The organism is Stenotrophomonas sp. STEN014 (assembly GCF_056760315.1).
On record NZ_JBRREN010000001.1, the window covers coordinates 119,118 to 132,442 of the forward strand.

The window sequence follows — 13,325 nt, forward strand, 5'->3', positions numbered from 1 at the left end:
GACGGGTTGGACGCGGGACGGCGTCCCGGGCGGATGCAGTTTGCAGCGGCAGGCGCCATCATGGAACCACTGGTTTCATCTGCCATCGACCGGCCCGGAGCTGCGCAATGTCCCCCACCGTTATCGACTTCCTCTGCCGCGGCCTCACCGGACGGGGCGGATGGGGGCTGCTGGCGGCCACCCAGCGGATCCTCTTCGCGGCGACCTTGTACCTGCACCGCAGTCCGGCCCACCGCGGGGTGGATTCCCGCCCGCAGCAGGCGGACATCAAGCAGCATTGCCGCGGCACGGCGCAGGACTGGATCCAACGGCACCTCACGTTGCCGGTGGAGCATAGCGCGCGCCTGTCGGCATTGCTGGAAGCGCGCAGCCACCCTGCGGCCAAGCGCCGGCACCAGCGGCGGCAGCGATGCCATGAGGCCCAAGCCAGCGGCAGCGCGGCATTGCCGGCGCATGCCGCACGGCTAAAAGACTATCCGCCGGGTACCGCATGAAGACACGACCGTTTTTTCTCCTCGGGCCCGGCCTGCTGTTGGCCGCGCTGTCGGCCATGGCGCAGGTGCAGGACACCAGCCAGTACCTGCAGCGGATGGACAGCGATGGCGATGGCCGCGTCAGCCCGGACGAATACCTGCAGTGGATGCTGTACGCCTTCGACCGCATGGACCGCAATGGCGATGGCGTGCTGGAGCCGGCCGAACAGCCCGGCGGCCGCGGCAAGCCGATCACCCGCGAAGAACAGCGGCAGGTGATCCTGTCCCGTTTCACCCGCCAGGATGCCAACGGTGACGGCTACCTCAGCGCCCGTGAACTGATGGCGCCGCCGCGCTGAGTGCGTGCGCCCACGCCAGCCGTCTGAGCGGCAAGCAACTGCACCGAAAGAGAATTCCGCATGCCCGAATTACCCGAAGTCGAAACCACCCGCCGCGGCCTGGAGCCGCACCTGCAGGGCCGGCGCATCCATGGCGTGATCCTGCGCCGGCCGGACCTGCGCTGGCCGATCCCGGCCGAAGTCGAAACACAGTTGCCGGGCCAGCGTATTGCTGCGATCCGACGCCGCGCCAAGTACCTGCTGCTGGATACCGCGGCCGGCAGCGCGCTGCTGCATCTGGGCATGTCCGGCAGCCTGCGGGTGCTGCCCGGCGACACGCTGGTGCGCACGCACGACCATGTCGACCTCAGTCTGGAGGACGGCCGCGTGTTGCGCTTCAACGATCCACGCCGTTTCGGCTGCCTGCTGTGGCAGCCGGTGGGTGAAACCCATGAACTGCTGCGCGATCTGGGACCGGAGCCACTCGATGGGGACTTCGATGGCGACTACCTGTTCGCGCGCAGCCGTGGCCGCAGCGCATCGATCAAAACCTTCCTGATGGACCAGCGCATCGTGGTCGGCGTGGGCAACATCTACGCGGCCGAGAGCCTGTTCATGGCCGGCATCAACCCGTTGCGCGAGGCGGGCAAGGTCTCTCGCGCGCGCTACCAGCGGCTGGCCGATGCGGTGAAACAGATCCTCGGTTACGCCATTGTGCGGGGCGGTACCACCCTGCGCGATTTCATCAGCCCCGACGGAGCCCCGGGCTACTTCGAACAGGAGTTGCTGGTGTACGGACGGGAAGGCCAGACCTGCAAGCAGTGCGGGCGCGACCTGCGCTACGCCGCCATCGGCCAGCGGGCCACCGTCTGGTGTGGGCACTGCCAACGCTGAGCGGGCGGAGGCGGGCTTCCATCCAGCGTACGGTTAGGCGGGCTGTGCCTATCATGCGCAACCTCCTGCCACGGATGACTGCATGCACCGCCGCGATTTCCTCCGTCGTGCCTCGCTGGCGCTGGCCGCCTTCGGCCTGCCCGCGTTGCCTGCCTGCGCCGCCAGCCCCCAGCAACAGGGTCTGCGCCGTATCGGCCAGCCGCAGCCGTTCGACTTCGCCACGCTCAAGGGCCAGGCGCGCGCGCTGGCACAGGCGCCGTATCGCAGTCACAAACGGGTGCTGCCGCCGGCGGTGGAGAAGCTGGACTGGGACCAGTACCAGTCCATCCGTTACCGGCAGGACCATGCGTTGTGGGCCGATCAGCCGGGCAAATTCCAGGCCAGGTTCTTCCATCTGGGCCTGTACTTCCATTCGCCGGTCCGCATGTTCGATGTGGTCGATGGCCAGGCGCAGGAGCTGGCCTATGACGGCGCGGCATTCGATTACGGCAACAGCGGCATCAACGGCAGCCAGCTGCCGGCCGATCTGGGCTTTGCCGGGTTCCGCCTGAACACCCGCACCGATACCGATCGCGATTTCGCTGCCTTCCTCGGCGCCAGCTATTTCCGCGCCGTGGGCAAGGAGGGCCAGTACGGACAATCGGCGCGTGGCCTGGCCATCGATACCGGTCTGGGCCGCCCGGAGGAGTTCCCGGACTTCATCGCCTATTACCTGGAACAGCCCAGCGCCGATTCGGACACCATCGTCGTCTATGGTCTGCTGGATTCGCCCAGCGTGGCCGGCGCCTACCGCTTCGCCATCACCAATGGCGAGGTGCTGCTGATGGACATCGACAGCGCGCTGTATCCGCGCAGGGAGATCGAGCGCCTCGGCATCGCGCCGTGCACCAGCATGTACCAGGTCGGCGAGAACGACCGCCGCATGGGCTGGGACTGGCGCCCGGAGATCCACGACACCGATGGCCTGTCGATGTGGAACGGCGCGGGCGAGTGGATCTGGCGGCCGCTGTGCAACCCGGCCCACCTGCGCTTCAACATGTTCGTGGACCACAATCCGCGCGGCTTCGGCCTGCTGCAGCGTGACCGCAACTTCGACCATTACCAGGACGACGGCGTGTTCTACGAGAAGCGCCCCTGCCTGTGGGTGGAGCCGAAGGGGCAATGGGGCGAAGGCTCGGTGCAGCTGGTGGAGATTCCCACGGTCGATGAGACCTTCGACAACATCGTCGCGTTCTGGAACCCCAAGGCCAAGCCGCAGCCCGGCCAGGAGTTGCTGGTCGGCTATCGCCTGTACTGGGGCGCGCAGCCGCCGGCCCGCCCGCCACTGGCGCACTGCGTGGCCAGCCGTACGGGTCTTGGTGGAGTGATCGGCAAGAAGCGCGAGTATTTCTCGTGGCGTTTCGCGGTGGATTTCGAAGGCGGCGAACTGGCCGGCCTGATCGACAAGGGCGAGGTCGAGGCGGTGGTGGAAACCAGCCGCGGCCGCGTGGAAGTCGTCTCGGCGCGCCCCTTGCGCGAGATCAAGGGCTACCGCGCCATGTTCGACCTGGTGCCGCCCGACGACGGCACGCAGCAGATCGATATCCGCCTGTACCTGCGCAGCGGCGGCAAGACCCTGACCGAAACGTGGCTGTACCAGTACAGCCCGCCGCCGGCGGAGCAGCGCACGCTCTACTGATCCGCGTTGGCGCCGATCCGCGGCCGCCCATCGGGGCGCCGCACGGGATGGACCGGCTGCCTGCCGCCGCGGCGGGCGGCGCCATCGGCGCGCGCTGCCCCCGCCTTTTTCATGCTGCATTGCAGCGATAAATCCCTTCCTGTTCCGCGGCTTGCCGCTGCACGAGGCCTCGCGCGGGCTTTCTCCATCCGGCTGATTGACAGCGTTGTCAGGTGGCGCGTAAAACGACCTTCGCCGGCCACCACGCCGTCACAAACATTCCGAAAGTCTTGGGGAGAGAGACCAGATGACCAGCCAATGCCGGCAACACGCGCTTGCACGCGCGATCTTCGCTGCACTGATCACCACCGCCACCGCATTGCCCGCCGCCGCGCAATCGGTGCAGGAGGAGGGCAAGACCGAAACCCGCGATGCCTCCACGCTCGACGCGGTGATCGTCACCGTCGAGCGGCGGGAACAGGACCTGCAGAAGTACGCCGGCACCGCGCAGGCGATCTCCGCCGAGGACACCCGCGCGCTGGGCATCAACAACGAGCTGCGCAACATCCAGGCGCTGGTGCCGGGCCTGAGCATGGCCAACCAGGAGGGCAACCTGGAAATCTTCATCCGCGGCGTCGGCTCGTCCAACAACACCGAGCTGGGCGATCCGGGCGCCGCGCCGCACATCAACGGCGCCTACATCCCGCGCCCGCGCGGCCTGGGCGGCATGTTCTATGACATCGAGCGCGTGGAGATCAACAAAGGCCCGCAGGGCACGCTGCGCGGCCGCAACGCACTGGCCGGCACGCTCAACATCATCACCAAGCGCCCGGATTTGGAGGCATTCGGTGGCTACGTGCAGGCCGAGGCGGGCAACCGCGACCACCGCGGCGGCGAGTTCGCGCTGAACATGCCGCTGGGCGGCTGGGCCGCGATCCGCGTGGCCGGCTACCAGGTCGAGAAGGATTCGTCGTTCGAGAACGCCGGCAGGATGCAGGAGCTTGACCCGGCCGGCATCCAGGACGAGCACGGCGCGCGCGTGTCGTTCCTGTACCAGCCCGACGACAAGCTGTCGGTGTTCGCCATGGCCGACATGGGCAAGGAAGGCGGCACCGGCTACCCGGGCGCCACGGTCTACACCGCCGCCAAGGCCGGCTACCTGCCCGAGGACCTGGACCTGCGCAAGATCGTCTACCGCGGCGCCCAGGGCACGCTGGACAGCACCAACTGGGGCGCGCAGACCAACGTCAGTTATGACTTCGGCCCGGTGGCGCTGGAATACAACGCCAGCTACCGCGACGTCGACTACCGCCAGACCAACGCGCAGAGCGAAGGCATCCTGTGGCCGGACCGCAACATCGAGCCGGTCTCGCCCGCCAATCCCGGCGGCGTCGACTACGACAACTATTCCACCCAGTACTGGATGACCCAGTCGCAGTCCTACATCCACGAGCTGCGCCTGTCCTCGGCCGACGACACGCGCCTGCGCTGGACCACCGGCCTGTTCCACTTCAACGAGGACCAGCAGGTTGGCTACCTGTCGCTGGTGGACAAGGGCAGGTGGTATTCGGGCACTGAATTCACCATGCCCAAGGTCAACGGCCGTTCCTCGGCCGCGTTCGCCGATGGCACCTTCGACGTCACCGACCGCCTGCGCCTGAAGGGCGGCCTGCGCTACACCCAAGAAGAGAAGTCGCGCTACGGCATCGGCGGCAACTGGGCGCTGGGCCTGCCGGGCGAAGGCGGCGATTTCTCCACCCGTCTCGGTACGCCGGGCTTCGAGCCGGCGTTCATGAAGCGCCCCAATTTCGACGTGAGCAACATCACCTCGCAGGCGGAGATGGCGCGCTTCCTGCTGCAGGGCATCCTCGCCCATGGCCGCAACGACACCATCCAGCAGCAGATCGGCGACGTACCCAATGGCGGCGCGTTCGGCTGCGTGGACCGCCCGGACATCGGCGGCGACACCGTCGATTGCCCCTACCAGAGCTGGGTGCAGGTCAGCGGCATCCCGGCGCAGCAGTTCGGTAAGAGCAAGTTCAACTTCACCGACTGGCGCGTGGGCTTCGAGTTCGACGTGTCCGACGACAGCCTGCTCTACGGATTGATCTCCAGCGGCCACAAGGCCGGCGGTTTCAACGACACCTTCGATCCGAAGGAGATCCCGGAGACGTTCAAGCCCGAGTCCATCGTCGCCTACGAGATCGGCAGCAAGAACTCGTTCCAGATGCTGGGCCGCACCTCCACCTTCAACGCCAGCGGTTTCTACTACGACTACAGCGACCAGGTGTTCCAGGACCTGGCGGTGATCGCCACCAATCCGTCCACCGGCGAGGCCACCGGCTACTCCCTGGTCAACCGCAACGTCGGCAAGTCGGTGGTGTACGGCGTCGAGCTGGAAAGCGTGCTGCGCTTCCCCGGCAACGTGATGCTGAACCTCAACGCGTTGTGGCTGGACAGCGAGATCAAGGAAGGCAAGGTGGCCGACGTGCGCAGCCAGAACTACGGCGCCGGCGGCATCACCTCGATTATCGACCTGTCCGGCAACGAGCTGCCGCTGGCCTCGAAGCTAACCTTCAATGCGCGCCTGCAGCACACCATGGAACTGCCGTTCGGCACCCTGGACTGGCAGCTGCTGGCCTCATACCGTTCGGCCTACTACCTGACCCAGTACAACAACCGCGACGTGGTGTTCATCTCCGACACCGCCGGCACGGTGGACTACATCGAAGGCGCCGTCGAAGCCGGCTTCCCCGACCGCCAACGCGCCCGCACCACGGTCAACGCCGGCATCGGCCTGACCACGCTGGACGGACACTGGCGCGTGGAAGCCTGGGGCAACAACCTGCTGGACAACGACATTTCGCAGAAGGCGCTGGTCGGGTCGGGCATCAACGTGCGTTTCCTCAACGATCCGCGCAGCTACGGGCTGCGTCTGCGCTACCAGTTCTGATGTGACAGGATGGACCGCCCGCGGCGGCCGGCCTTTGCCGGCCGCCGCGTTGCGGATGCGCGTGGGCAACGCCACGCATGACGCCAACATTCCGCCATGACGGAAGAGCCATGACCCAAAAAACCCGCTGGTCGCAGTTCGGTGTACTCATCACGGTGTTCTTCTTCTGGGGCTTCGTCGCCGCCAGCAACGGCATCCTGATCCCGGTGTTCAAGAAAGCCTTCGACCTGACCCAGGCGCAGAGCATGTACGTGGCGATCGCGTTCTACGTCGCCTACACGGTCGGCTCGCTGATCTACGTCGCCGTGTCCAAGGCGATGGGCGTGGACGTGCTCAACAGCATCGGCTACAAGAACGGCATCTGCATCGGCCTGCTGATCTCGGCGCTGGGCGCGCTGCTGTTCTACCCGGCGGCCAACCTGGGCTCGTTCACCCTGATGCTGTCGGGCCTGTTCATCGTCGGCCTGGGCTTCTCGCTGCAGCAGATCGCCGCCAACACCCTGGCCATCATCATGGGCGATCCGGCCACCGGCTCGCAGCGGCTGACCATGGCGGGCGGCATCAACAACCTGGGCACCACGGTCGGTCCGCTGCTGGTGAGCATCGCCATCTTCGGCAGCGTCGCTGCCGGCAATACCGAGGCCAGCATTGAAAGCGTCAAGACGCCCTACCTGGTGCTGGGCGCGGCCTTCGTGCTGGTGGCGCTGTTCTTGAAATTCTCCTCGGTGCCCAACCACTTCGACCTGGAGAAGCTGTCCGAAACCGAGGCGCAGGACAGCAGCCAGCTGATCCACAAGAAATCAGCGTTCGCCTACCCGCAGCTGGTCATGGGCATGATCGGCATTTTCCTCTACGTCGGCGTTGAAGTTTCCACCATCGACAATCTGCCGGCCTATCTGGAGCTGCCGGTAGAGAAGGGGGGGCTGGGTATCGACACCTCGCTGATCGCGCCGTTCGTGTCGCTTTACTGGGCCAGTCTGATGATCGGTCGCTGGGGCGGGGCGGCAGGCGCTTTCGATGTCAGGGCGGGGACAAAGAAGTTGCTCATGCTGGTTCTGCCGTTCGTGGCCTTCGGCGTGTACCTGGCGGTCAATGCGATCTCCGGCCATGACGTATCCCGGTTCTACCACTATGCGCCGGTGATCGTGCTGATGATCCTGGCCACCCTGGCCAGCAAGGGCAATCCGGCGCGGATGCTGCTGTATTTCGCGTTGTGCGGAATCATCGCGCAGCTGGTGGGCATGTTCACCACCGGCATGCTCAGCGTGATCGCCTTCATCAGTGTCGGCCTGTTCTGCAGCACGATGTGGCCGTGTATTTTCACCCTGGCCATCACCGGGCTGGGTAACAACACCAACCAAGGCAGCAGCCTGCTGGTGATGATGATCATGGGGGGCGGCCTCGTCAGCTGGGCGCAGGGCGCGCTGGCCGACAAGGTAGGGGTGCATCACAGCTTCATCGTCGGCGTGCTGTGCTTCGCCTATCTGGCGTTCTACGCCGTTGCCGCCACCCGCACCTTGCGCCGGCAGGGTATCGATCTGGACCAGTTGGCGGCCGAAGGCGGGCATTGAGCTCAAGCGCGGGGCCCGTGGAAGAAAAACGGAGCCAGAGGCCGTGCCCAGGCAAGCGCCGGTGCGTACGGCCTGTTCCATGGGTTCCCCGCCTATTTCGGTGCCCGCTGTTTCACCGGTCCGGTTGAACGCCGCACCTGCAAGGTGTAAGCCACGTCCACCACGCCACCGCTGCCCATCTCGCGGATTTCCTTGAGCAGTTCGGCGGCGGCCAGCTTCCCCATTTCACGGGTAGGCTGGCGCACGGTGGTCAGTGCCGGGTAGATCTGCCGGGCGATAGGCGTGTCATCAAAGCCGCAGACCGAGATGTCCCCGGGGACAGACAGGCCGCGCTCGCAGACGGCACAGATGACACCTGCGGCCATATCGTCATTGGCCGCGAAGATGGCGGTGGGATGATCGGGCAGGTCCAGCAGCGCACTGGCCCCGGCATAGCCGGATTCGTAGGAAAACTCGCCATCCACCACCAGCGCGGCCTCGTAGCGCAAGCCTGCCCGGCGCAGACCTTCGCGGTAGCCGGCCAGGCGCCACATGGCGGCGCCGTGCGCGGCATGGCCCTTGATGTGCGCGATGCGGGTGTGCCCGAGCGCGGCCAGGTGCGCCATCAGCGCGCAGACCGCGCCGATCTCGTCCACCACCACGCCGACATGCCGGTTCTGCTCCTTGGCCGAGATGCTGGAGTACGGAATGCCCAGGTCGACCAGCCGTTCCAGCAGCGCGGTATCGTCGGTGAGCGGCGGGGTGAGCACGATACCGTCCAGCTGCGACTGCATGATCAGCGATTCGACCTTGCCGACGATGTCCGCCGCGTCGTACACCAGCGGCGCCAGCATCAGGTTGTAGTGCTGCGCCTGGCAGGCGTCGAGCACGCCCAGCTCGATCTCCATCAGGTAGTTCGAGGACGGGTTGTCGAACAGCATGGCCACCAGGTACGAGCGCCGACCCGCCAGCACGCGCGCCGACGGCAGCGGCCGGTAGCGCAGCTGCTCCACCGCCGCCTCGACCAGCGTGCGAGTGCGCTCGGATACGTTCGGTTCGTTGTTGAGCACGCGCGAGACGGTCTTCATCGACACGCCCGCCGTCGCCGCCACGTCCTCGATGCGCACGCGTCCGGGCTTGCCGGCGGTCGCCTGCGTGGATTCGGCCGCCGCCCGTTTCTTGCCAGTCATATGGTTCCCGGTTTCCGCCTGGCAGGTGCCAACGCACATGGATACAGGTGCAACTTTATCCGCAATGCGGCGTGCCGCTATGCAGCAAGCCATCATCGCGCACTGGCGCTATTCTGCAGCTGCCTGACAACGCTGTCATGGTGTTCTGCACAATCGTGCGTTCCTCCAGCCCTCCGTCCAGGAAGACCCTCGCCCATGAAGCCCAGCCTTCCACACTCCCGCCCCCGCACAGATCGTCGACGGCTGCGCCCGCTCCTGCTTGGCGTCGCGCTGGCGCTGGCCTGCGCGCCTGTCGTTGCCGCATCGGCATCGAAGGACGCCGCCGCACCGGTCCGCATCGACCCCGCGCACTGGCCGCAGCCGGCCTGGCCACTGGCGCTGGACCCGGCGATGGAAAAACGCATCGACGCGCTCGTGGCGGCGATGACGCTGGAGGAGAAGGTCGGCCAGGTAGTGCAGGGCGATATCGCCAGCGTTACCCCCGAGGACGTGCGCAGGTATCGGCTCGGCTCGATCCTGGCCGGCGGCGGCTCCGATCCGGGCGGCAGGTACAACGCCAGCCCGGCCGAATGGCTGGCGCTGGCCGATGCCTTCTGGGAGGCATCGATGGATACCCGGGGCGGCGGCAAGGCGATCCCCATCATCTGGGGCATCGACGCCATGCACGGCCAGAGCAACGTGGTCGGCGCCACGCTGTTCCCGCACAACGTCGGCCTCGGCGCCACACGCAATCCGGAATTGCTGCGTGAGATCGCCCGCATCACCGCCGCCGAGACCCGCACCACCGGCATGGAGTGGACCTTCGCGCCGACCGTGGCGGTGCCCCAGGACGACCGCTGGGGCCGCGCCTACGAAGGCTATTCGGAAGATCCGGCGCTGGTGGCCAGCTACGCCGGGGTGTTCGTCGAGGGCCTGCAGGGCAAGGTCGGCGCCGCCGATTTCCTCGACGACCACCATGTGATGACCACGGTCAAGCACTTCCTCGGCGACGGCGGCACCGACAACGGCAAGGACCAGGGCGACACCACGGTCGGCGAAGCGCAGCTGCGCGACATCCATGCCGCCGGCTACGTGCCGGCGATCGCCGCCGGCGCGCAGTCGGTGATGGCCTCGTTCAACAGCTTCCACGGCGAGAAGATGCACGGCCACAAGCCGCTGCTGACCGACGTGCTGAAACAGCGCATGCAGTTCGGTGGTTTCGTCGTCGGCGACTGGAACGGCCACGGCCAGGTCAAGGGCTGCAGCAACACCGATTGCGCGCAGACTTACATCGCCGGCCTTGATATGGCGATGGCGCCGGACAGCTGGAAGGGCATGTACGAAAGCACCCTGGCCCATGCGAAGGACGGCACCCTGCCGATGGCGCGGCTGGACGATGCGGTGCGACGCATCCTGCGCGCCAAGCTCCGCATGGGCCTGTTCGAGAAACCGAAGCCCTCGGCGCGCGCGCTGGGCGGCAGGTTCGAGCTGCTGGGCGCCCCGGAACACCGCGCTGTGGCGCGCCGGGCGGTGCGCGAATCGCTGGTGCTGCTGAAGAACCAGGGGGGCGTGCTGCCGCTGGCGCCGAAGCAGCGCGTGCTGGTGGCCGGCGGCGGCGCCGACAACATGGCCCAGCAGGCCGGCGGCTGGACGCTGACCTGGCAGGGCGACGGCACAAAGCGCGCCGATTTCCCCAACGCCGACACCCTCTGGGACGGGCTGAAGGCGCAGGTGGAAGCGGCCGGCGGCAAGGCCGAGCTGGCCGTCGATGGCCGCTACCAGGCCAGGCCGGACGTGGCGGTGGTGGTGTTTGGCGAGGAGCCGTACGCCGAGTTCCAAGGTGACCTGCCCGACCTGATGTTCAAGGGCGGCAAGTCGGGCGACCTGGAACTGATCAGGAAGCTCAAGGCCGACGGCATCCCGGTGGTGGCGGTGTTCCTCAGCGGCCGACCGCTGTGGATGAACCGCGAGATCAACGCCGCCGACGCCTTCGTCGCCGCCTGGCTGCCGGGTTCGGAAGGCGCGGGCGTCGCCGATGTGCTGCTGCGCCGGCCCGACGGCGGCGTGCAATACGACTTCCACGGCAAGCTGAGCTTCTCCTGGCCGCGCCGCGCCGACCAGTACGCCAACAACGTCGGCCAGAAGGACTACGACCCGCAGTTCGCCTACGGCTATGGCCTTACCTACGCCGACAATGGCGACCTGGCGGCGTTGTCCGAGGACCCGGGCATCGACCCGGACGCCTCGCGCACCAGCGTCTGGTTCGATCGCGGCGTGGCGACCACCGGCCTGGTCCTGCGGCTGACCGGCGCCGACGGCGAAGCGATGGATATCGTGCATCCCAACGCGGCGACCACCGATGGGTCGGTGGTGATGACCGCAGTCAACACCGAGGTGCAGGAAGGCGCGCGCCAGTTCGCGTTCAACGGTCCCGGCCGCCTCGAGCTGCGCGCGAATATGCCACTGGACCTGGTGCGGGAAACCAACGGCGACGTACTGGCGATCGCCAACGTGCGGGTCGATGCGCTGCCGGCCGGCGCCAAGGTGGATTACCTCGCCACCTGCGGCACCGGCTGCAGCGGCGAGCTCGCCATCGGCAATGCGCTGGCCAAGCTGCCGCAGGGCCAGTGGGCGCGCCTTGGCGTGCCGCTCAAGTGCCTGCGCGACACCGGCGCCGACACCGCCAGGCTGGACATGCCGTTCGCCCTGCGCGGCAGCGCCGGCCTGCGCCTGTCGCTGGCCAGGGTGAGCATCGGCACCGACTACGACCGGAAGATCGAATGCCCGACGCCTTGAAGCTGCTGGCGGCGCCGCGCAGGCCGCGCCGCCATGTTGGGAGCTGATGTGGCAGGAGGAGTTCGATGGCCCGGCCATCGAACTGTCGAAGTGGGAGCTGGAAGACACCTGCTGGGGCGGCGGCAACCACGAGCAGCAGTGCTGCACCCCGCCCGCGACTGCCCGCCGGGCCCCAACGCCTGGCGGGCCGATGGGCTGCTGCACGTCGTCGCGCGCCGCGAAACCAGGACCGGCCCGGCATCGTCGCAAGATCGCGGTGGTGCCACGGCCACGCTGCGTATGCCTCGGCGCGGCAGCGTACCCAGGGGCGAGGAGCGGACGTTCGGCCGCTTCCAGATCGACACCCTGGAGGCGGTGAACCGGGCCATGCCCGCGGACATGCCTGGCGCCGTGCCTGGGACTCCGGAAACGCGCGTGTACGGCACCCTCCACTACGGCCGGCCGCCAACGTGCATGCCGGCACCTGGCACCTGCTGCCCGGCGGCGCGAGCCCGGCTGACGGCTTCCCCGTTTACGCGCTGTAGTAGGAACAGGACGAGATCCGCTGCTACGTCGATGGCGTGCACTACGCCAGCCCGCGTGCTCCCCGCGGCAGGAGGCGTGGCGACTGGGCGGGCAAGGTCAACGCCACCGGCATCGATCCGGACGCCTACCCGCAGCCGATGCAAGTGGACTGCGGGCGGGTCCAGCGCTGCGGCGCCGGCAACGCCGCCGGCATGGGCTGCGCCACGTGCGACCCGGCGGCGGAACAGGTCGCCCTGGAAATCCCGAAACCGTAGATGCGGGACGCGCCACGCATGGGCATTCCCCGTGGCTCCGGGTGCGGGGTGCCCTCGTACCTACAACGGCAGCGGCGCCTGCATCGGGTCGATCCGGCCTTCGCCACGGGTGATCTTCTTGAATTCGGCACGCGACACCGACACATAGCGCTCGTTGCCGCCGATCTCCACCTGCGGGCCGTCCTGCACGGCAAAGCCGTTCTCGTCCACGCGCACGGTCATCGTCGCCTTCTTGCCGCTGTGGCAGATGGTCTTGATCTCCTGCATCTCGTCGGCCCAGGCCAGCAGGTACTGGCTGCCTTCAAACAGCTCGCCGCGGAAATCGGTGCGCAGCCCGTAACACAGCACCGGAATACGCAGCTGGTCGACCACCTCGGATAGTTGCCAGACCTGCGCCTTGCTCAGGAACTGCGCCTCGTCCACCAGTACGCAGCCGAGCCTGCCGTGGGCGGCGATGTCCTGCTGGATCAGCTTCTCCAGGTCGGTATCGCGCTCGAAGGCGGTGGCCTGCGCCTGCAGGCCGATCCGCGAGGCGACCATGCCGGTACCGGCGCGGTGGTCCAGATGCGGCGTCAGGATCGCCACCCGCATGCCGCGCTCGCGGTAGTTGTGCGCCGACTGCAGCAGGGTGGTGGTCTTGCCGGCATTCATCGCCGAATAATAGAAATAGAGCTTGGCCATGGCGGGATTTTACCGCGACATGGGAGGGGGCTCGT

General features: G+C 67.3%; 9 protein-coding genes. 7 read left to right on the plus strand and 2 right to left on the minus strand.

Annotated features, from left to right (window positions below; translation table 11 throughout):
- The first annotated feature begins 107 nt into the window (after window positions 1–107).
- From ACVOMC_RS00485 to ACVOMC_RS00510, 6 genes are all read left to right on the plus strand, one after another.
- Window positions 108–494 carry a hypothetical protein gene (locus ACVOMC_RS00485; protein ID WP_481522413.1) on the plus strand — a complete coding sequence of 129 codons (387 nt, stop codon included), beginning with the start codon at window positions 108–110 and terminating at the stop codon, window positions 492–494.
- On the plus strand, window positions 491–832 hold the full coding sequence (locus tag ACVOMC_RS00490) for an EF-hand domain-containing protein (RefSeq protein WP_481522414.1): 342 nt from the start codon (window positions 491–493) through the stop codon (window positions 830–832). The genes ACVOMC_RS00485 and ACVOMC_RS00490 overlap by 4 nt, the downstream gene beginning before the upstream one ends.
- A 60-nt stretch (window positions 833–892) precedes the next feature.
- Window positions 893–1,705, plus strand: coding sequence for a bifunctional DNA-formamidopyrimidine glycosylase/DNA-(apurinic or apyrimidinic site) lyase (mutM, locus tag ACVOMC_RS00495; RefSeq protein WP_481522415.1), 813 nt, complete (start codon window positions 893–895; stop codon window positions 1,703–1,705).
- A gap of 82 nt (window positions 1,706–1,787) precedes the next feature.
- Window positions 1,788–3,383: an OpgD/OpgG family glucan biosynthesis protein gene (locus ACVOMC_RS00500; protein WP_481522416.1), complete on the plus strand. Its 1,596-nt coding sequence runs from the start codon at window positions 1,788–1,790 to the stop codon at window positions 3,381–3,383.
- A 286-nt stretch (window positions 3,384–3,669) separates the two neighbouring features.
- On the plus strand, window positions 3,670–6,315 hold the full coding sequence (locus ACVOMC_RS00505) for a TonB-dependent receptor (protein WP_481522417.1): 2,646 nt from the start codon (window positions 3,670–3,672) through the stop codon (window positions 6,313–6,315).
- A 110-nt stretch (window positions 6,316–6,425) separates the two neighbouring features.
- On the plus strand, window positions 6,426–7,886 hold the full coding sequence (locus ACVOMC_RS00510) for an MFS transporter (protein WP_481522418.1): 1,461 nt from the start codon (window positions 6,426–6,428) through the stop codon (window positions 7,884–7,886).
- Between the two features lie 92 nt (window positions 7,887–7,978).
- Here the strand turns inward: ACVOMC_RS00510 and ACVOMC_RS00515 are convergent, their stop codons facing one another.
- Window positions 7,979–9,055, minus strand: coding sequence for a LacI family DNA-binding transcriptional regulator (locus tag ACVOMC_RS00515; RefSeq protein WP_481522419.1), 1,077 nt, complete (start codon window positions 9,053–9,055; stop codon window positions 7,979–7,981).
- Window positions 9,056–9,250: 195 nt separating this feature from the next.
- On the opposite strand from ACVOMC_RS00515, the gene ACVOMC_RS00520 reads away from it, so the two are divergent.
- Window positions 9,251–11,830, plus strand: a complete 2,580-nt coding sequence (locus ACVOMC_RS00520; protein ID WP_481522420.1) for a glycoside hydrolase family 3 protein — start codon at window positions 9,251–9,253, stop codon at window positions 11,828–11,830.
- Between the two features lie 839 nt (window positions 11,831–12,669).
- On the opposite strand, the gene ACVOMC_RS00525 is transcribed toward ACVOMC_RS00520, so the two are convergent.
- Window positions 12,670–13,290: a thymidine kinase gene (locus tag ACVOMC_RS00525; RefSeq protein WP_054659739.1), complete on the minus strand. Its 621-nt coding sequence runs from the start codon at window positions 13,288–13,290 to the stop codon at window positions 12,670–12,672.
- Between the last annotated feature and the right edge of the window lie 35 nt (window positions 13,291–13,325).